The sequence below is a fragment of the Streptomyces enissocaesilis genome, assembly GCF_039533765.1.
In the GTDB taxonomy this organism is placed as follows: domain Bacteria; phylum Actinomycetota; class Actinomycetes; order Streptomycetales; family Streptomycetaceae; genus Streptomyces; species Streptomyces enissocaesilis.
The window spans coordinates 55,981-74,582 of the sequence record NZ_BAAAUD010000050.1; the positions used below are offsets into that span (position 1 = coordinate 55,981).

The following is an 18,602-nucleotide window of genomic DNA, read 5'->3' on the forward strand; positions in this document are numbered from 1 at the left end:
CCGGATCGTCGGTGACCACCGCCCGCCGGCGCAACGGGGTTTCCGCGCCCGCCGGGGCACCCTTGTGCGAGACGGCGTCTGTGGCTTAGGTGGAGTGCGATGCCCGTCCCGGTCCGTCCGGGGCGGGCTCAGGCACGATCCCGGCCACCCCATCAGTCGGTAAGGGAGAACAGCCCATGTCCCCAGGCGACTTCGCGCAAGAAGGCCCACCGGTCACCGAGGCAGGTGCCGAGGCCCTGCTGCGCGGCATCTGTTTCAAGACAGGTCCGCCGCGCACCGTCGGCGTCGAACTCGAATGGCTCGTCCACGAACTCCACCTCCCCGAACTCCCCGTCGAACCCGCCCGTCTCGAAGCGGCGACGACCGCTCTGCGGGCCCTGCCCCTGCTCTCGACACTCACCGTCGAGCCGGGCGGCCAGCTGGAACTCAGCTCATTCCCGGCCCCGTCCCTGACCGAGTGCGTCGACTCCGTCTCCGCCGATCTGGACGCCGTACGCGCCGTTCTGCGCTCCCGGGACCTCGGCCTCACCGGTATCGGTACGGACCCCTGGCACCCCCCGAAACGTCTTCTGCGCGAGCCCCGTTACGACGCGATGGAGACGTACCTCGACCGGGCGGGTCCCGCGGGCCGGGCCATGATGTGCTCGTCGGCCTCCGTCCAGGTCTGCCTGGACGCGGGACACGAGGAGCCGGGCCCGCTCGGCCACGGGCGGCGCTGGCAACTCGCCCACCTCCTGGGCGCCGTACTGTCGGCGGCGTTCGCCAACTCGCCCTTCCAGCACCGGCGCCGCACCGGCTGGCGCTCCACGCGTCAGGCCCTGTGGACGGAGATCGAGCCCGGCCGATCCGCCGCTCCGCCCCTCGACGCGGAGCCGCGCGGCGCGTGGGCGGACCGCGCGCTGGACGCTCCCGTCATGTGCGTCAGGGGCGCGGACGACCGGCCGTGGGACGTGCCGGAAGGGCTGTCCTTCCGCTCCTGGATACGTTCCGGGGTGCCCCGGCCGCCGACCCGCGCCGACCTCGGCTACCACCTGACCACGCTCTTTCCGCCGGTGCGTCCGCGCGGCCATCTCGAACTGCGCATGATCGACGCGCAGCCGGGCGAGGACGGCTGGATCGTTCCGCTCGCCGTGGCCGCGGCGCTCTTCGACGACCCGGCGGCCTCGGAGATCGCGTACCGGGCCGTCAAGCCCCTGGCCGAGACTGCCGGTCCACTGCCCGCGCCGCACAACCCGCTGTGGATCAACGCCGCCCGGTACGGGCTGGCCGACGCCGAGCTGCGGGCGGCCGCCGAGGTCTGCTTCGACGCGGCGCTCGACGCGCTGCCCCGGCTCGGCGCTTCCACCGCCGTGCAGTGCGCCGTCGCCGCGTTCACCGAGCGGTACGTCGTGCGCGGGCGGTGCCCCGCCGACGATCTGCTCGACCCCGCTCACGGGAAGGACATCCGCGCATGAGCAACCCCATCGAGGCCGCCGGCCGCACCACCGACCCGGAGCCGCTGCGCGCCCGCGCCGTCGACGCGCTGCTCCGGGCGCGTGAGCGCACCGCCGCGCTCACCGACTGCGTGGACGACGGCGAACTGACCACCCAGCACTCCCCCCTGATGTCGCCGCTGGTCTGGGACCTGGCGCACATAGGCAACCAGGAGGAGCTGTGGCTGCTGCGGACGGTCGCGGGGCGTGACGCGCTGCGGCCCGGGATCGACTCGTTGTACGACGCCTTCGAGCATCCGCGCGCCGCGCGCCCCTCCCTGCCGCTGCTCGCCCCCGCCGAGGCCCGGGTGTACGCCGCCGAGGTGCGCGGCCGGGCCCTCGACGTACTGGAACACAGTCCTCTGCGCGGCACCCCGCTGCTGGACGCGGCCTTCGCCTTCGGGATGGTCGCCCAGCACGAGCAGCAGCACGACGAGACCATGCTGATCACCCACCAGCTGCGACGCGGCCCCGCCGCGCTCACCGCTCCCCCGCCGCCCCGCCCGGCGGCCGCGACGGCCGCCGGCACACCGGACGAGGTCCTCGTCCCCGGCGGCCCGTTCACCATGGGCACCTCCACCGAACCGTGGGCGCTCGACAACGAGCGGCCCGCGCACCACCGTTTCGTCCCGGCGTTCTTCATCGACACGGTGCCGGTGAGCAACGGCGCGTACCTGCGCTTCATGGAGGACGGCGGGTACACCGACGAGCGCTGGTGGGCGGCCGAGGGCTGGGCGCAGATCCGCAAGCACGAGCTGCGCGCCCCGCTCTTCTGGCGCCGCGAGGGCGGCCAGTGGCTGCGCCGGCACTTCGGGGTCGTGGAGCCCGTACCGGAGGACGAGCCGGTGCTGCACGTGAGCTGGTACGAGGCCGACGCCTACGCACGGTGGGCGGGGCGGCGGCTGCCCTCGGAGGCCGAGTGGGAGAAGGCGGCCCGCCACGACCCGGCGTCGGGCCGCTCGCTGCGCTACCCGTGGGGCGACGCCGACCCCACCCCGGAGCGGGCCAACCTCGGCCAGCGCCACCTGCGGCCGGCTCCGGTGGGGGCGTACGCCGCCGGGGAGTCCCCGCTCGGCGTACGGCAGTTGATCGGCGACGTGTGGGAGTGGACGTCGAGCGATTTCCTGCCCTATCCCGGCTTCGCGGCCTTCCCGTACCGCGAGTACTCCGAGGTCTTCTTCGGCAGCGCGCACAAGGTGCTGCGCGGCGGTTCCTTCGCCGTCGACGCGGTGGCCTGCCGGGGCACGTTCCGCAACTGGGACCTGCCGGTGCGCCGTCAGATCTTCGCGGGGTTCCGTACGGCGCGGGACGCGCCGGACACCCGGGACGTACCGCCGGGCCCGGTGGTTTCCTGATGTGCCGTCACTTCGCCTGCCTCGGGCCCGAGGTGCCCCTCGGCGACCTTCTGGTGAAGCCCGCGCACGGCCTGTACCGCCAGGCGTGGGCGCCCCGCCTCCAGCGGTACGGGACCGTCAACGCGGACGGGTTCGGGGTCGGCTGGTACGCCGAGGGCGATCCGGTGCCGGCCCGCTACCGGCGCTCGGGGCCGATGTGGGCCGACACCTCCTTCGCCGACCTGGCCCGCGTCGTGCGCTCCGGGGCCGTGCTCGCGGCGGTCCGCGACGCCACGGAGGCGGGTGCGGACGGGGAGGCCGCGGCGGCTCCGTTCGCCGCCGGGGTCTGGCTGTTCAGCCACAACGGCGCGCTCAGGGGCTGGCCCCGGTCGGCGGCGACGCTCGCCGGCGCGCTGCCCGCGGCCGAACTGCTCGCCCTGGAGGCGCGGTGCGACTCGGCGCTGGTCTGGGCGCTCGTACTGCACCGGCTGCATGACGGCGACGAACTGGGGCAGGCGCTGGCGGACACCGTCCTGGAGCTGGCGGAGGCCGCCCCCGGATCCCGGCTCAACCTGCTCCTCACGGACGGCGGGACGGTCGCCGCGACCGCCTGGGGCGACACGCTCTGGTACTACGCGGAGCCGGGCCGCCGCACGGTCGTGGCCTCCGAGCCGTACGACGACGATCCGCACTGGCGCGAGGTCCCGGACCGCACCCTCCTCGCCGCCACCCGCACCGATGTCCTGCTGACCCCGCTCAAGGAGCCCACTGCGTGAGCCCGTTCCTGCTGACCCGCACCCTGCCCGAGGACGCGACGGACGCCGATCTTCGCGCCGACGTGCTGCACGGACTGACCCGCACGACCAAGGTGCTGCCGCCGAAGTGGTTCTACGACGCGCGCGGCAGCGAGCTGTTCGAGGAGATCACCCGGCTGCCCGAGTACTACCCGACCCGCGCGGAGCGGGAGATCCTGATCGCCCGCTCCCCCGAGATCGCGGCCGCCACGCGGGCCCGCACGCTGGTGGAGCTGGGCTCGGGCTCCTCGGAGAAGACCCGCCACCTGCTGGACGCGCTCCTGCCCGGGCTGCACAGCTACGTCCCGGTCGACGTCAGCGAGAGCGCGCTGACCGCCGCCGCGACGGCGCTCCTCGACGAGCGGCCCGCCCTGTCCGTACACGCGCTGATCGCGGACTTCACGCGCGGGCTCGCCCTGCCCGGGACGCCGGGTCCGCGCCTGGTCGCCTTCCTGGGCGGCACCATCGGCAATCTGCTGCCCGACGAGCGCGCGGTGTTCCTCAAGTCGGCGCGTTCGCTGCTGGCCCCCGGGGACACGCTGCTGCTCGGCACGGACCTGGTGAAGGACGAGGCGACGCTCGTCGCGGCGTACGACGACGCGCAGGGCGTCACCGCCGCGTTCAACAAGAACGTCCTGTCGGTCATCGGCCGGGAGCTGGACGCGGACTTCGACCCGGACGACTTCGACCATGTCGTGGTGTGGGACCGCGGGCACGAATGGATCGAGATGCGGCTGCGGGCGCGGACCGCGCTGACGGTGAAGATCCGTGAGCTGGACCTCGTGGTGTCGTTCGAGGAGGGTGAGGAGATCCGCACCGAGGTCTCGGCGAAGTTCCGGCGGGAGAGGGTACGCCGGGAGCTCGCCGGGGCGGGTCTGGAGCTGCGGGAGTGGTGGACCGACGAGGCGGAGCGTTTCGCGCTGTCGCTGGCGGTGGCGGTGTAGGGGGGCGCCGGCGCCCGCGGCGGGCAGACCCCGGACCCGGAGGGGCTGGATGGGTACCGCAACCCGTTCCGGCCCCTCCGGCGGTCAGGAAGCGGGGTCCGGGGCGGAGCCCCCTCCCCGCACACGGCGGAGCCGCGAAGTGTCGCAGCCGGGAAGGGGCGGGTGTGGGGGCGGCTCCGCAGGGCACCCGCACCGTGCCAGAAGCCGAACATGCGCCCCGGCGACTGCTGGGGCACGGTGGGAGAAGCGCGCGCCGGGACGCCCCCGCGCCGCCAGGAGCAGAGAAGGAGCCCCCATGTCCGACCACACGTACCGCGTCACCGAGATCGTCGGCACCTCGACGGAGGGCCTGGACCAGGCGATCCGCAACGGCATCGACCGTGCCTCGCAGACCCTGCGCGGCCTCGACTGGTTCGAGATGACACAGGTGCGTGGCCACATCGTCGACGGCCGGGTCGAGCACTACCAGGTGGGCCTCAAGGTCGGCTTCCGTCTCGAGGACACGGCGTGACCCATGGGCGGGAGCACGGAGGTGTGACCCCGTAGGCGGGAATACGCAGCCGGGAGCGCGTGGGCGGGAGCGTCAGGTACGGCCCTCGCGCTCCTGCGCGTCCCTGAGCGCCGCCGACGTGGCCGCCCAGCGGGCGCGTACGACCCTGAATCCGGCCTGTTCCGCCGCGACGCAGACCAGTTCGTCGTCGTCCACGAGCATCCGGATCTCCCGCCCCTGCGCCGCCAGCCGCTCCAGGATCTCCAGCTTGGTGTGGCGGGCGGGCCGCCGGTCGTTGTCCCGGCGCATCCAGATCCGCCCCTCGGGCAGGTCCTGCGCCGCGAGCCAGGCGAGCGTGTCGCGCCGGCACCGCTCGGGGCGGCCGGTGAGGTAGGCGACCTCGCACTCCCGCGCGCTGTCCAGCACCATTCGTACCCCCTCGGGCAGCGGAGGGTCGTGGGGCGCCGCGCCGAAGAAGGCGTTCCAGTCCCGCGGCCTGCGTTCCAGGAAGTGCTGGCGGTGCGCCGTGTCGGCGAGTGTCCCGTCCAGGTCGAATACGGCCAGTGGCCTGCTGCTGTGCGTCATTGAGGCACCTTAGGGCGTACCCGGCGGATCTTTCCGGGCCGACCGGGAATCCCCGCGCGGGACAGGCGTTGAAGTGAGGGTGAGCTCAGCGATCGCGCAGACCCGGTTCTCCGTACTCGACCGCTCCCGTACGCGCGAGGCGCACGACGCACCGCAGGCGCTGCGGGACACCGTGGACCTCGCCCGGCGGATCGAGGCGCTGGGCTATCACCGCTTCTGGGTGTCGGAGCACCACAGCGTGCCCGGCGTGGCCGGTTCCGCGCCGACCGTGCTCGCCGCCGCCGTCGCCGCCGCGACGTCCACCGTCCGGGTGGGGACGGGCGGCGTGATGCTGCCGAACCATCAGCCGCTGGTCGTCGCGGAACAGTTCGGCGTACTGGAGTCGCTCTTCCCCGGCCGGATCGACATGGGACTCGGCCGTTCCGTCGGTTTCACCGACGGGATACGCAGGGCGCTGGGCCGGGACAAGAGGGACGCCGGGGACTTCGCCGCCCGGCTGGACGAGTTGCTGGGTTACTTCACCGGTGACCAGGGCGCGCATCCGCAGGTCCACGCCCATCCCGCCGAAGGGCTGCGCGTCCCCGCGTTCGTACTGGCCACGGGTGCCGGGGCGCAGGTCGCCGCGGCGGCCGGGCTGCCGCTGGTGATCGCGGCGGCGCGCGGCGAGGAGGAGATGCTGCGGGCGGTCGACGGCTACCGGGAGGCGTTCCGGCCGTCGGTATGGGGCGAGCGGCCGTACGTCGTGCTGTCGGGCACGGTGGCCGTGGCGGGCACGACGGAGGAGGCCCGGCGGCTCCTGGTGCCGGAGGCCTGGGCATCGGCGTACTCCCGCACACACGGATCGTTCCCGCCGCTCTCACCGGTCGACGAGATCCTGGCCCGGCCGATGAGCGACCGCGAGCGCGGCCTCTTCCACGCATCCCTGCGCGGGCACGTCCACGGCACCGAGGACGAGGTCGCCGACGCCCTGGAGAAGGTGCTCGGCCGCAGCGGCGCCGACGAGTACCTGGTCGCGACGAGTACGTACGACCGCGGGGCACTGCTGGGCTCCTACCGGCGGCTGGCCCGCGTGGTGGGGCTCACGGGCACGGACGGCGGAGCGGACGCCGTCTAGTATCGAACCGTTTGTCGCACCAGCCCCCGCGTACGGAGTCCCGCCGATGCACAGTGCCCACGACCCGTACGCCGCCCATGACCCCTACGTCCGTGTGCGCGGCGCCGACGAGCACAACCTCCGGCACGTCGACGTCGACATCCCCCGTGACGCGCTCGTGGTCTTCACCGGCGTCTCGGGGTCCGGGAAGTCCTCCCTGGCCTTCGGGACGATCTACGCCGAGGCCCAGCGCCGCTACTTCGAGTCGGTCGCGCCGTACGCCCGCCGCCTGATCCACCAGGTGGGCGCGCCCAAGGTGGGCGAGATCAGCGGCCTGCCGCCCGCCGTGTCGCTGGAGCAGCGGAGGTCCGCGCCGGGCTCACGGTCCTCGGTCGGGACGGTCACCACCCTCTCCAACTCCCTGCGCATGCTGTTCTCCCGGGCGGGAACGTATCCGCCCGGTGCCCCGCGCCTCGACTCGGACGCGTTCTCGCCGAACACGGCGGCGGGCGCCTGCCCCGAATGCCACGGCCTCGGCCGGATCCACCGCACCAGCGAGGAACTGCTCGTACCCGACCCGTCGCTCTCCATCCGCGAGGGCGCGATCGAGGCGTGGCCGGGTGCCTGGCAGGGCAAGAACCTGCGCGACGTGCTGGACGCGCTCGGGTACGACGTGGACCGGCCCTGGCGCGAGCTGGAGCGGCGGGACCGCGACTGGATCCTGTTCACCGACGAGCAGCCGGTCGTCACCGTGCACCCGGTGCGCGACGCGGGGCGCATCCAGCGCCCGTACCGGGGGACGTACATGAGCGCCCGCCGCTACGTCATGCACACCTTCGCGGACTCCAGGAGCCAGACCCTGCGGGCGCGTGCCGAGCGCTTCCTGACCGCCGGACCGTGCCCGGTGTGCGGCGGCGGCAGGCTGCGCCCCGAGGCGCTCGCGGTCACGTTCGGCGGCCGTACGATCGCCGGGCTGGCGGGGCTGCCCCTGTCGGAGCTCGCACGGGTCCTGGGCTCGGGACCGGCGGACGGGGACGAGACCGCGCGGGTGCTGACGGGTGACCTGCTGGAGCGGATCGCGGTCGTCACGGAACTGGGGCTCGGGTATCTGAGCCTCGACCGTACGACGCCGACGCTCTCCTCCGGCGAGCTCCAGCGCCTGCGCCTGGCGACGCAGCTGCGCTCGGGGCTCTTCGGTGTCGTGTACGTACTCGACGAGCCGTCGGCGGGGCTGCATCCGGCCGACACCGAGGCCCTGCTGGTCGTCCTCGGCCGGCTGAGGGCCGCGGGCAATTCGGTCTTCGTCGTGGAGCACCATCTGGACGTGGTGCGCGGTGCGGACTGGCTCGTCGACGTCGGTCCGGGCGCGGGCGAGCACGGTGGCACAGTGCTGCACAGCGGGCCGCCCGCCGCTCTGGCGGAGGTGGCCGAATCGGCGACCCGGCGCTTCCTCCTCGACCGTGAGCCCGCTCCCCCGCGCGAGGTCCGCGAGCCGTCGGGCGTGCTGCGGCTGAACGGTGTGGAGCGCCACAACGTGCGCGGCGTGGACGCCGCGTTCCCCCTCGGGGTGTTCACGGCGGTGACCGGTGTGTCGGGTTCCGGCAAGTCGACGCTCGTCGGGCAGGTACTCGCGGGGGTCCTGGCGGACGGGGCCACCGGCAGCGGAACGGGGTGCGCCTCGGCCGAGGGGCTGGACGCGGTGGACCGGCTGGTCCAGGTCGACCAGCGCCCGATCGGCCGTACGCCGCGCTCCAATCTGGCGACGTACACCGGCTTCTTCGACGTCGTGCGCAAGCTCTTCGCGGCCACCGAGGACGCCCGTGCGCGCGGGTACAGGGCGGGCCGGTTCTCGTTCAATGTGGCCGGCGGGCGGTGCGAGACCTGCCAGGGCGAGGGGTTCGTGTCGGTGGAGCTGCTCTTCCTGCCGAGTACGTACGCGCCGTGCCCGGACTGCCGCGGCGCGCGCTACAACCCCGGGACGCTGGAGGTCACGTACCGGGGCCGCAGCATCGCCGAGGTGCTCGACCTCACCGTCGAGGCGGCGGCCGGGTTCTTCGCGGGTACGCCGGCGGCCGAGCGCAGTATCCGGGCCCTGCTGGAGGTGGGGCTCGGGTATCTGCGCCTGGGGCAGCCCGCGACGGAGCTCTCCGGCGGCGAGGCGCAGCGCATCAAGCTCGCGAGCGAACTCCAGCGCACCCGCCGCGGGCACACCGTGTACGTACTGGACGAGCCGACGACCGGGCTGCACCCGGCGGATGTGGAGGTGCTGATGCGCCAGTTGCACGGACTGGTGGACCAGGGGCACACGGTGGTCGTCGTCGAGCACGACATGGCCGTGGTGGCGGGCGCCGACTGGGTGATCGACCTGGGCCCCGGCGGCGGCGGCGAGGGCGGCAGGATCGTGGCGGCGGGGCCGCCCGCCGAGGTGGCCCGGGCGGCGGGCAGCCGCACGGCGCCTTACCTGGCCAGGGAGTTGCGGATCGCGACCTGACCGCCGGTGTCAGCGGCCCCGGGCGCGGCTGGTGCGGCGCAGTCCGATCAGCTCGGCCACGGACTCCAGCCGGCGGGCGGTCGTCTCGTCGCCGACGACCGGGCGGGCGACGGTCCCGGCCGCCTCCAGCCAGGGGCGGAGGGTGTCCGTGGCGGCCGGGGTCGGTCAGCGGCGCGGCGCCTTCCTGGTCGCCCGCAGCCACTCCTTGTTCATCGCCGCGATGGACGGCAGCGGAATGCCCTTCGGGCAGGCGGTGGCGCACTCGCCGGCCAGGGTGCAGCCGCCGAAGCCCTCCTCGTCCATGGCCGAGACCATGTCGAGGACCCGGGTCTCGCGTTCGGGCGCCCCCTGCGGGAGCACGTTCAGGTGGTTGACCTTGGCCGAGGTGAAGAGCATCGCCGAGCCGTTCGGGCAGGCCGCGACGCACGCGCCGCAGCCGATGCACTCGGCGTGCTCGAACGCGAAGTCGGCGTCGGCCTTGGGCACGGGTGTGGCGTGCGCCTCGGGGGCGGCGCCGGTCGGGACGCTGATGTAGCCGCCCGCGCCGATGATCCGGTCGAACGCCGACCGGTCCACCACCAGGTCCTTGACCACCGGGAAGGCGCCCGCCCGCCACGGCTCGACGTCGACGGTGTCGCCGTCCTCGAAGTGCCGCATGTGCAGCTGGCAGGTGGTGGTGCGCTCCGGGCCGTGCGCGTCGCCGTTGATGACGACGCCGCACGCGCCGCAGATGCCCTCGCGGCAGTCGTGGTCGAAGGCGACCGGCTCGTCGCCGTTCAGGATCAGCTTCTCGTTGAGCGTGTCGAGCATCTCCAGGAACGACATGTCCTCGGAGATGTCGTCGATGTCGTACGTGACCATGGCGCCGGGTTCCTCGGCGTTGCGCTGGCGCCAGACGCGCAGGGTGAGCCTCATGCGTAACTCCGCTGGGTGGGGTGGACGTAGGCGAATTCGAGGGCTTCCTCGTGCAGGACGGGGGCCCGGCCCGTACCGGTGAACTCCCAGGCGGCGGCGTACGAGAACTCCTCGTCCTTGCGGGCCGCCTCGCCGCCCTCGGTCTGGCTCTCCTCGCGGAAGTGGCCCCCGCAGGACTCGGTGCGGTGCAGGGCGTCGAGGCAGAGCAGTTCGGCCAGTTCCAGGTAGTCGACGACGCGGTTGGCCTTCTCCAGCGACTGGTTGAGCTCCTCGCCCGTGCCCGGCACCTTGATCCGGCGCCAGAACTCCTCGCGGATCTCCGGGATGCGGCCGAGCGCCTTGCGCAGGCCCTCCTCGGTGCGGGCCATGCCACAGTACTCCCACAGGAGTTCGCCGATCTCCCGGTGGAAGGAGTCGGGGGTGCGGTCGCCGTCGACGGCGAGCAGCCGCTCCAGGCGGTCGTGGGTCTCCGCGACCGCGCGGACCGCCTCCGGGTGGCTCGCGTCGACGTCGTCGTGGTGGGGGTTGCGGGCCAGGTAGTCGTTGATGGTGGACGGCAGGACGAAGTAGCCGTCGGCCAGGCCCTGCATGAGGGCGGACGCGCCGAGGCGGTTGGCGCCGTGGTCGGAGAAGTTGGCCTCGCCGATGGCGAAGAGGCCGGGGACGGTGGTCTGGAGGTCGTAGTCGACCCACAGGCCGCCCATCGTGTAGTGGATCGCCGGGTAGATGCGCATGGGCACCTCGTACGGGTTCTCCGCCGTGATCCGCTCGTACATCTCCAAGAGGTTGCCGTACTTCTCCTCGACGGCCTTGCGGCCCAGGCGCCGGATCGCGTCGGCGAAGTCGAGGTAGACGCCCTGCCCGCCGGGGCCGACGCCGCGCCCCTCGTCGCAGACGTTCTTGGCGGCGCGCGAGGCGATGTCGCGCGGCACGAGGTTGCCGAAGGAGGGGTAGGCGCGCTCCAGGTAGTAGTCGCGCTCGTCCTCGGGGATGTCGCCCGGCGGGCGGGTGTCGCCCTGGGCCTTGGGGACCCAGATGCGGCCGTCGTTGCGCAGCGACTCGCTCATCAGGGTGAGCTTGGACTGGTGGTCGCCGGAGCGCGGGATGCAGGTGGGGTGGATCTGGGTGAAGCAGGGGTTGGCGAAGTACGCGCCGCGCCGGTGGGCCCGCCAGATCGCCGTGGCGTTGGAGTTCTTGGCGTTGGTGGAGAGGTAGAAGACGTTGCCGTAGCCGCCGCTCGCGAGCACCACGGCGTCGGCGAAGTACGTCTCGACGCGGCCGGTGATCAGGTCGCGGGCCACGATGCCGCGCGCCCGCCCGTCGACGACGATCAGGTCCAGCATCTCGGTGCGGGCGTGCATCTCCACATGGCCCGCCGCGATCTGCCGGGACAGCGCCTGGTAGGCGCCGAGGAGGAGCTGCTGCCCCGTCTGGCCCCGGGCGTAGAAGGTCCTGGACACCTGTACGCCGCCGAAGGAGCGGGTGTCGAGCAGGCCGCCGTACTCACGCGCGAAGGGCACGCCCTGCGCGACGCACTGGTCGATGATCTCGACGGAGATCTGGGCGAGGCGGTGGACGTTGGACTCGCGGGCCCGGAAGTCGCCGCCCTTGACCGTGTCGTAGAAGAGCCGGTGGACGGAGTCGCCGTCGTTGCGGTAGTTCTTGGCGGCGTTGATGCCGCCCTGCGCGGCGATGGAGTGGGCGCGGCGCGGCGAGTCCTGGTAGCAGAACTGGACGACGTGGTAGCCCTGTTCGGCGAGCGTGGCGCCCGCCGCGCCGCCCGCCAGGCCCGTACCGACGACGATGACGGTGTGCTTGCGGCGGTTGGCCGGGTTGACCAGCTTGGCCTCGAAGCGGCGGGTGTCCCAGCGCTCGGCGACCGGGCCGGAGGGGGCCTTGGTGTCGGCGACCGGCGCACCGGTCGTGTAGGCCGTGTAGTCGGCGTGTTCCCTGTACTCACTCATGTCAGCCCACCACTCCAGTCATGACGGCGACCGGTACGGAGACGAATCCGGCGGTCAGCACCAGCGCGAGGCCGTTGGCCACGGTCTTGAGAATGCGGTCACGCCGTGCGTTGCCCACGCCCAGCGTCTGCGCGGCGCTCCAGAAGCCGTGCCGGACGTGCAGCCCGACGGCGAGCATCGCCACGAGGTAGATGACGTTGCCGTACCAGGTGGAGAAGGTCGCCACGACGTTCTCGTACGGGCGCCCGGCCTGGGCGTTCTCGTTCACCGTCAGCGTCGTCAGGTCCAGCAGGTGCCACACGACGAACAGCGCGAGGATGATCCCGCCCCACCGCATGGTGCGCGTCGCGTAGCTCGCCCGCCGCCGCTTGTGCACGTACTTGCTCGGCCGCGCGGCGATGTCGCGCCTGCTGAGCTGGTACGCAGCGACGCCGTGCAGCACCACCGCCGCGAGCAGTGCCACGCGCACGACCCACAGCGCCCACTCGTGGTGCAGGAGGGGTTCGCCCATGGTCCGCAGCCAGTGCGCGTAGGCGTTGAACTCGCCGGACCCGAAGAAGATCTTGAGGTTGCCGAGCATGTGGGCGACCAGGTACATGAGCATGATCAGGCCACTCACGGCCATCACCGTCTTCTTGCCGACGGTCGATCCCCAGAAGGAGCGCGTGAGAGACGGTTGCCGTTCCGTCCGCGTAGCCAGTGCCATGGCACCGACGCTAAGGCCCGGAGGTATCAGAGGTCCAAGACATGGTTCGGCTCATGTCCATAGGCTTGGCCTATCGCAGTTAGGGTGGCGCCATGCAGCTCCAGCAGCTCCTCTACTTCGTGACCGTCGCCGAGACCCTGCACTTCACGCACGCCGCCGAGCAGGTCCACGTCTCCCAGCCGTCCCTCTCCCAGCAGATCCGCGCGCTGGAGAAGGAGCTGGGCGCCGGCCTCTTCACCCGCGCCCGCGGCAACATCGCCCTCACCGACGCCGGCGAGGCCCTGCTGCCGCTGGCCCGGCGCATCCTCGCCGACGCCGACACCGCCCGCCACGAGGTCCAGGAGCTGGCCCAGCTGCGCCGCGGCAGGGTGCGGCTCGGTGCGACGCCGAGCCTGTGCACAGGGCTGCTCCCCGACGTCCTGCGCACCTTCCACGACCTGCATCCCGGCATCCGGCTGCTGATCCAGGAGAGCGGCTCGCACGATCTCGTACGGGAGCTGGCGCGCGGCGCCCTCGACCTCGCCCTGGTCGTGCTGCCGCTGCCGACGCCGTCCCCCGCCCTGACCACCGTCGAGCTGCTGCACGAGGACCTGGTCGTGGTCTCCGCCGCCTCACTGCCCCGTCCCGGGAGAGGCGGCAGGTCCGTGCGCGTCGCGGATCTGGAGGGCGAGCCGATGGTGATGTTCCGGCACGGCTACGACCTGCGCGAGCTGACCGTCGCCGCCTGCCGGGCCGAGGGCTTCGAGCCGTCGTTCACGGTGGAGGGCGGCGAGATGGACGCCGTGCTCGGCTTCGTACGGGCCGGGCTCGGGCTCGCGGTCGTGCCCCGCATGGTGGCCGCGCGGGCGGGGCGCGACCTGCGGGTCACGCCCCTCGCCCGGCCCGGTCTGAGCCGTACGATCGCCCTCGCGCACCGCAGCGACGTGGCCCCGCCGCGCGCGGCCCGCGAGCTGCAGAACGTACTCCTCGCCTCCCGCGTCCGTCAGACGGCGTCGGCCAGCAGCAAGGTGTGAATGCGGTCGGGCGCGCCGGGCCTGGCGTAGTACCAGCCCTGCGCCGTGTCGCAGCCCAGCTCGCGCAGCTGCGCGGCCTGGGCGCCCGTCTCCACGCCCTCCACCGTCACCCCCAGGTCCAGGCTGTGCGCCAGGGACACGATGCCCTCGACGATCTTCAGGTCGACGGCGTCCGCCGGGCGCTGCTGCATGGACCGGGTGAAGGAGCGGTCCAGTTTGAGCACGCTCACCGGCAGTCTGCGCAGATTGGCGAGGTTGGAGTAGCCGGTGCCGAAGTCGTCGAGCGCGATGTCCACGCCCATCTCGGCGAGCCGGCGCAGCGGCTTGAGCAGGTCGTCGTCGGCGCCGATCAGCGCCGACTCGGTGACCTCCAGACACAGCGCGCTCGGCTCCAGGCCCGCCCGCTCCAGGACCTCCACCGTGTCGGAGACCAGACCGGGGTGGTGCAGCTGCATCGGCGAGAGGTTCACGTTGATGTGCAGCGGCCCGCCGTCGGAGTGCCGCTTCTGCCAGAACCTGGCCTGGCGTACGGACTCTTCGAGCACCCAGCGGCCGAGCGGCACGATCAGCCCGGTGTGCTCGGCGAGCGGGATGAACCGGTCGGGGCCGAGGACGCCGTGCTGCGGGTGGCACCAGCGCACCAGCGCCTCCGCGCCGTGCACACTGCCGTCGCCGAGATGCACCAGCGGCTGGTACTCGATGAAGAACTCGCCCCGCTCCAATGCGGCGGGCAGGGCGTTGGTGAGTCCGTGCCGGGTGATGGCGCGGGCGTCCGCCTCCGCGTCGGCCGTCTCGAAGCGGTTGCCGCCCGCCGACTTGGCGCGGTACATGGTGATGTCGGCGCTGCGCAGCACCTCCGCGGGGCCGCGTTCGCCCGCCGGGCCTTCGACGATGCCGATGCTGCCGCGTACGGTCAGGTCACGGCCCTCGATGCGGATCGGGGCCGACAGCGCGGTCAGGATGCGGGCGGCGAGCTCGTCCACCTCCCGGCGGGTGTCGGGACCCGTGGTCAGCGCCACGAACTCGTCGCCGCCGAGCCTGGCCACCATCTCGCCGGGCGCCGTCGCACAGCTCTGCAGCCGGTCGGCGACCTCCACGAGGAGCCGGTCGCCCGCCGAGTGGCCGAGGCTGTCGTTGACCGCCTTGAAACCGTCGAGATCGAGGTAGCACAGGCCGAAGCGCATGCCGTCGCCCGCGGACAGCGCCTTCTCCAGGCGTTCGAAGAACAGCGTGCGGTTGGGCAGTCCCGTCAGCGCGTCGTGGGTGGCCTCGTAGCGGAGCCGCAGATTGAGCAGCCGCCGCTCGGTGGTGTCCTCCATGAGCGCCAGCTGGTACTGCGGCTTCCCGTCGGCGTCGCGCAGCAGCGAGACCGTCAGGTTGGTCCACAGGACGGTGCCGTCGGTGCGGTAGTACGGCTTCTCGACGCGGTAGTTCTCGCGCTCGCCGCGCACCAGTTCGCCGTACAGCTTCCACACATGGGGCGTGTCCTCGGGGTGGACCCACTCGCTCACCTTCCTGCCCCGCACGGCGTGACCGAGCCCGCCGAACATCCGCATGAGCGCGTCGTTGACCTCCAGGACGTTGCCGTCGAGGTCGGCGATGCCGATGCCGATCGCCGCGCCTTCGAAGACCGCGCGCAAGCGGGTCTCGGTGGCGTGCAGCGCCTTCTGCGCCTCGGTGCTGGCCAGCAGCGACGACCGTGCGAGGGCCTCCTGCTCGGCGAGGGTGCGCTCACGGAGGGCCTGCGCGAAGCCCGCCGCGACGGCGTGCTGGAGCCGGGAGCAGCGGGCCCGCTGCTCCTCGGCCTCGGCGGGCGAGTCCTCCTCCGCGGCGCAGTACAGCACCAGGTAGGAGTCGACGACTCCGAGCGTACGGACGAGGGCGTCCGGATCGGTGCAGTGCGCGGCGACCAGGGCGGCGCCGACCTCGTGCGCGGGCGTGGTGTCGAAGGGCCGCCGGCGCAGAGCCTCGCTCAGCTTCCGGGCGAGCGGCAGCAGGTGCCGTTCGACCTCGGGGCGGGTCATGGAGGTGGCGGTGACGGGGAAGACGGCCCGGCTCCAGATCGTCGCGAACCGCTCCAGCCTGTCGTCGAGTGTGTCGTCGAGTCTGTCGCCGGGTCCGTCGTCGGGGCTGCCCGCCGCTCCCTGCCCGGCGGCCGGTCCGGACCCGGGCCCCGGTGCCTGCGCTGGCACGCTCACTGCTTGCGACCCACCCCTGCGTAGCCCGAGTAGGCATACGGATCCTCCTGCGCGGCCGGGGTCTCGGGCCGCCAGTCCGGCATCGGGACAAGTCCCGGCTCGACCGTCGCGTACCCCTCGAAGAAGCGTGCGATCTCCTCGCGCGAGCGCATGACCAGCGGGTTCTTGATGTTCTTGTAGACCCCGACCGTGCCGCCCGCCTGTTCCTCGGGGACCGGGATCCCCTCGTAGGAGGCATGGGTCAGGATCAGGACGCTCCCCGGCGCGAGGGCGTCGCGCAGGGTGGCGACGGCGGCCTGCGGATCGTCGGCGTCCTCGACGAAGTGGAGTACGGCGACGAGCAGCAGCGCCACCGGCCGGTCCAGGTCGATGAGCTCGCCGACCACGGGGTCGTTCAGGATCTCCTGCGGCTTGCGCAGGTCGGCCGCGGCTATGCCGGCCCGGTCGTTGCCCGCGAGCACGGCCCGGCTGTGCGCGACGGCGACCGGGTCGTGGTCGACGTACGCCACGCGGGCCTCGGGGTCGGCGGCCTGGGCGACCTCGTGGACATTGCCGAAGGTCGGTATGCCGGAGCCGATGTCGAGGAACTGGGTGATGCCCTCACCGATCGCGAAGCGCACCGCGCGGCGCATGAACGCCCGGTTCGCCTGCATGACCTTCGGGAGGCCCGGCATGAACTCCATGGCCTTGCGGGCCGCTTCCCTGTCGACCTCGAAATTGTGCGAACCGCCCAGGTAGAAGTCGTAGATCCGGGACACGCTCGGCACCGAGAGGTCGATGCCCTGGGGTGCCCAGGCGGGTCGCTCCATCAATGTCTCCAACTCATCGCCAGGGGACGTCCGGTCATGACCAAGACCGGTGTTCGAGCCGAGGCTACTGATCGGCAGGCATCAGAGCGAGCAAAAACGGAAATTGACGGTCCGTTCTGGGTCACACCCCATCACCATGTGCGACACATACGACCGGCCCGCCCTGCCGCCCGGAGCGGAGGAACGGGCCGGCCCGGCCGGGCGCCACGGCGGGAGAACGCCGCCGGAACTACGCGGGCGCACCGACCAGCTTGCCCTCGGGCGAGACCGCGTACCACGTGCCGCCGACCCCCTGGCCGTTGGTGTCGCCCGGCTTCGCGTCACCCGAGAAGGTGTAGACGGGCCAGCAGTCGATCGTCTGCTGCCGGACGCCGTCGGGGCGGTCGAAGACGACGAAGCCCTTCTTGAGGATGCCGTCGGTGTCGTTCTTCCCGACCGGCGGGACGACCGGCCACTTGTCCAGGCAGGCGCCGGTGCAGGCCGTCTTCATCGGCCAGGCGGAGTCCTTCTTGAACCGGTAGACCGTCATCCCCTTGGAGTCGACCACGATGTCGCCGAGCTCGGGGTCCTCGCGTACGGACATGCCCGCGAGGCCGGCGGGGTTCCCGGCGTCGTCGTCCCGCGCGCCGCCCGCCGCGCCCGGCGCGGCCTTCTTCCCGTCGGGGGCGGCGGCGAACCAGGTGCCGCCGACGCCCTGCCCCTTGGCGTCACCGGGCTCGGTGTCCTTGGCGAAGCGGTACATGGGCCAGCCGCCGACGGTGAGCTGCTTGGTGCCGTCGGCCCTGGCCACCTCGCCGATCGCCGACCCGTCGGTGCCGGGGGCGGCCGTGGCACCGCCCGCGGGCACGACCGGCCAGGCCTTCGCGCAGTCGCCTTCGCAATTCGACTTCGGCGGGTCGGCGGTGTCCTTGTCGAACCGGTAGAGCGTGAAGCCCCTGCTGTCGGTGACGACCTCGCCGAGCTTCTCGCTGTCCCAGACTGCGAGTTGCCCCGCGGCCCTGGGTGCGGCGGGCTGACCGCCGGAGTCTTCGCCGTAGCCGGTGTCCGAGCCGTAACCGCTGTCGGCGGGCTGCTGCGCGGGGTTGGCGTTGCCCACGGACCGGCTGTCCGGAGACTCGGTCACCTTGTCCTGACCGCACGCCGTCGTCAGCGCCATCACAGCCGCCGCCGTCACCGCGAACGAGACGTTCCGCCAGGTATTCATGTCGACTCCTGTGCACCGGGGGTGAGGTGCGACGCCGTGGCGCGTCGCTCATGGCCCTAGGTACGGGCGGGGGGCGCCCGGGTGTTCAAAGCGTTCGCGGAAATTTCCCATGATCTCCGATGCACAGCCGGGGCGATCCCGAACGCAAAACCGCGGAAATCCCAACCATCAGGGGAATGGGGAGCAGTTACGGCGTGCCAGGGGCGCACTCCGACCATGATCCCGGACGTGCACCCTCCGCCCCTAGGACGCCTGCTGGCCGCCACCACCCTGGCCTGGCTGCTGCTGAGCCCTGTTCCGTCCGCGGCCGACAGCTGTGCGTACGCCTCCATTTCGCCGAACGGTGAGGCGTCGTCGGGCTCGGCGGTCGCCGTGGCAGGAAGTGGGACCTGCACGGCGGGTCCGAAACCGAAGCCCCCGCCACCCCCCGCCCCGGAGCCTCCGCCACCACCTCCGTCGCCGCCTTCACCTCCACCACCCCCTCCTCCACCACCGCCACCGCCCCCGCCCCCGCCGCCCCCTCCGCCTCCTCCGCCCCCTCCGCCCGTCGAACCGGCACCCGCGCCTCCTCTCCCGCCACCACCGCCTCC

General features: G+C 72.6%; 15 protein-coding genes. 8 read left to right on the forward strand and 7 right to left on the reverse strand.

Annotated elements, in window-relative coordinates:
• Positions 1-176 precede the first annotated feature (176 nt).
• From egtA to ABD374_RS25765, 5 genes are all read left to right on the forward strand, one after another.
• Positions 177-1,454: an ergothioneine biosynthesis glutamate--cysteine ligase EgtA gene (gene egtA, locus ABD374_RS25745; protein WP_344497994.1), complete on the forward strand. Its 1,278-nt coding sequence runs from the start codon at positions 177-179 to the stop codon at positions 1,452-1,454.
• On the forward strand, positions 1,451-2,827 hold the full coding sequence (egtB, locus tag ABD374_RS25750) for an ergothioneine biosynthesis protein EgtB (protein ID WP_344497995.1): 1,377 nt from the start codon (positions 1,451-1,453) through the stop codon (positions 2,825-2,827). The genes egtA and egtB overlap by 4 nt, the downstream gene beginning before the upstream one ends.
• Entirely contained in the window at positions 2,827-3,582 is a 756-nt protein-coding gene (gene egtC / locus ABD374_RS25755; protein WP_344497996.1) for an ergothioneine biosynthesis protein EgtC, read from the forward strand. Before egtB ends, egtC begins: the two co-directional genes overlap by 1 nt.
• Entirely contained in the window at positions 3,579-4,544 is a 966-nt protein-coding gene (gene egtD, locus ABD374_RS25760) for an L-histidine N(alpha)-methyltransferase (protein WP_344497997.1), read from the forward strand. Before egtC ends, egtD begins: the two co-directional genes overlap by 4 nt.
• A 295-nt stretch (positions 4,545-4,839) precedes the next feature.
• A complete protein-coding gene (locus ABD374_RS25765) occupies positions 4,840-5,055 on the forward strand; it encodes a dodecin (RefSeq protein WP_344497998.1) in 216 nt (71 codons plus the stop codon).
• A 72-nt stretch (positions 5,056-5,127) separates the two neighbouring features.
• Here ABD374_RS25765 and ABD374_RS25770 read toward each other — a convergent pair whose 3' ends face one another.
• Positions 5,128-5,619 carry a phosphatase domain-containing protein gene (locus ABD374_RS25770; protein WP_344497999.1) on the reverse strand — a complete coding sequence of 164 codons (492 nt, stop codon included), beginning with the start codon at positions 5,617-5,619 and terminating at the stop codon, positions 5,128-5,130.
• 79 nt (positions 5,620-5,698) lie between these two features.
• Between ABD374_RS25770 and ABD374_RS25775 the strand changes: the two genes are divergently transcribed.
• Both ABD374_RS25775 and uvrA read left to right on the forward strand, forming a co-directional pair.
• Complete coding sequence (locus tag ABD374_RS25775) at positions 5,699-6,733, forward strand: MsnO8 family LLM class oxidoreductase (RefSeq protein WP_344498000.1); 1,035 nt, start codon at positions 5,699-5,701, stop codon at positions 6,731-6,733.
• A 46-nt stretch (positions 6,734-6,779) separates the two neighbouring features.
• A complete protein-coding gene (uvrA, locus tag ABD374_RS25780; RefSeq protein WP_344498001.1) occupies positions 6,780-9,203 on the forward strand; it encodes an excinuclease ABC subunit UvrA in 2,424 nt (807 codons plus the stop codon).
• A gap of 165 nt (positions 9,204-9,368) precedes the next feature.
• Here uvrA and ABD374_RS25785 read toward each other — a convergent pair whose 3' ends face one another.
• The 3 genes from ABD374_RS25785 to ABD374_RS25795 are packed head-to-tail and all read right to left on the reverse strand — an operon-like array spanning position 9,369 to position 12,788.
• The gene (locus ABD374_RS25785; protein WP_344498002.1) at positions 9,369-10,118 is read right to left on the reverse strand and encodes a succinate dehydrogenase/fumarate reductase iron-sulfur subunit; all 750 of its coding nucleotides are present in this window, start codon (positions 10,116-10,118) and stop codon (positions 9,369-9,371) included.
• Positions 10,115-12,082 carry a fumarate reductase/succinate dehydrogenase flavoprotein subunit gene (locus ABD374_RS25790; RefSeq protein WP_344498003.1) on the reverse strand — a complete coding sequence of 656 codons (1,968 nt, stop codon included), beginning with the start codon at positions 12,080-12,082 and terminating at the stop codon, positions 10,115-10,117. Before ABD374_RS25790 ends, ABD374_RS25785 begins: the two co-directional genes overlap by 4 nt.
• 1 nt (position 12,083) lies before the next feature.
• Complete coding sequence (locus ABD374_RS25795; protein WP_344498004.1) at positions 12,084-12,788, reverse strand: succinate dehydrogenase cytochrome b subunit; 705 nt, start codon at positions 12,786-12,788, stop codon at positions 12,084-12,086.
• A gap of 92 nt (positions 12,789-12,880) precedes the next feature.
• Here ABD374_RS25795 and ABD374_RS25800 point away from each other — a divergent pair, with 92 nt between their 5' ends.
• Positions 12,881-13,801 carry a LysR family transcriptional regulator gene (locus tag ABD374_RS25800; protein WP_344498005.1) on the forward strand — a complete coding sequence of 307 codons (921 nt, stop codon included), beginning with the start codon at positions 12,881-12,883 and terminating at the stop codon, positions 13,799-13,801.
• On the opposite strand, the gene ABD374_RS25805 is transcribed toward ABD374_RS25800, so the two are convergent.
• The 3 genes from ABD374_RS25805 to ABD374_RS25815 form a co-directional block, all read right to left on the reverse strand.
• Entirely contained in the window at positions 13,771-15,993 is a 2,223-nt protein-coding gene (locus ABD374_RS25805; RefSeq protein WP_425577349.1) for a putative bifunctional diguanylate cyclase/phosphodiesterase, read from the reverse strand. The genes ABD374_RS25800 and ABD374_RS25805 overlap by 31 nt on opposite strands.
• 2 nt (positions 15,994-15,995) lie before the next feature.
• Entirely contained in the window at positions 15,996-16,808 is an 813-nt protein-coding gene (locus ABD374_RS25810; protein WP_344498006.1) for an SAM-dependent methyltransferase, read from the reverse strand.
• Between the two features lie 229 nt (positions 16,809-17,037).
• Positions 17,038-18,012, reverse strand: a complete 975-nt coding sequence (locus ABD374_RS25815) for an SCO0930 family lipoprotein (protein ID WP_344498007.1) — start codon at positions 18,010-18,012, stop codon at positions 17,038-17,040.
• Positions 18,013-18,602 lie beyond the last annotated feature (590 nt).

What these genes read in the sequence shown, in the direction of transcription:
- ABD374_RS25790 (WP_344498003.1), bottom strand. Translation starts at nt 12,082, where the DNA reads ATGAGTGAGTACAGGGAACACGCCGACTACACGGCCTACACGACCGGT.
- ABD374_RS25800 (WP_344498005.1), top strand. Translation starts at nt 12,881, where the DNA reads ATGCAGCTCCAGCAGCTCCTCTACTTCGTGACCGTCGCCGAGACCCTG.
- ABD374_RS25795 (WP_344498004.1), bottom strand. Translation starts at nt 12,788, where the DNA reads ATGGCACTGGCTACGCGGACGGAACGGCAACCGTCTCTCACGCGCTCC.
- ABD374_RS25765 (WP_344497998.1), top strand. Translation starts at nt 4,840, where the DNA reads ATGTCCGACCACACGTACCGCGTCACCGAGATCGTCGGCACCTCGACG.
- ABD374_RS25770 (WP_344497999.1), bottom strand. Translation starts at nt 5,619, where the DNA reads ATGACGCACAGCAGCAGGCCACTGGCCGTATTCGACCTGGACGGGACA.
- uvrA (WP_344498001.1), top strand. Translation starts at nt 6,780, where the DNA reads ATGCACAGTGCCCACGACCCGTACGCCGCCCATGACCCCTACGTCCGT.
- ABD374_RS25810 (WP_344498006.1), bottom strand. Translation starts at nt 16,808, where the DNA reads ATGGAGCGACCCGCCTGGGCACCCCAGGGCATCGACCTCTCGGTGCCG.
- ABD374_RS25785 (WP_344498002.1), bottom strand. Translation starts at nt 10,118, where the DNA reads ATGAGGCTCACCCTGCGCGTCTGGCGCCAGCGCAACGCCGAGGAACCC.
- egtC (WP_344497996.1), top strand. Translation starts at nt 2,827, where the DNA reads ATGTGCCGTCACTTCGCCTGCCTCGGGCCCGAGGTGCCCCTCGGCGAC.
- egtA (WP_344497994.1), top strand. Translation starts at nt 177, where the DNA reads ATGTCCCCAGGCGACTTCGCGCAAGAAGGCCCACCGGTCACCGAGGCA.
- ABD374_RS25815 (WP_344498007.1), bottom strand. Translation starts at nt 18,012, where the DNA reads ATGAATACCTGGCGGAACGTCTCGTTCGCGGTGACGGCGGCGGCTGTG.
- egtB (WP_344497995.1), top strand. Translation starts at nt 1,451, where the DNA reads ATGAGCAACCCCATCGAGGCCGCCGGCCGCACCACCGACCCGGAGCCG.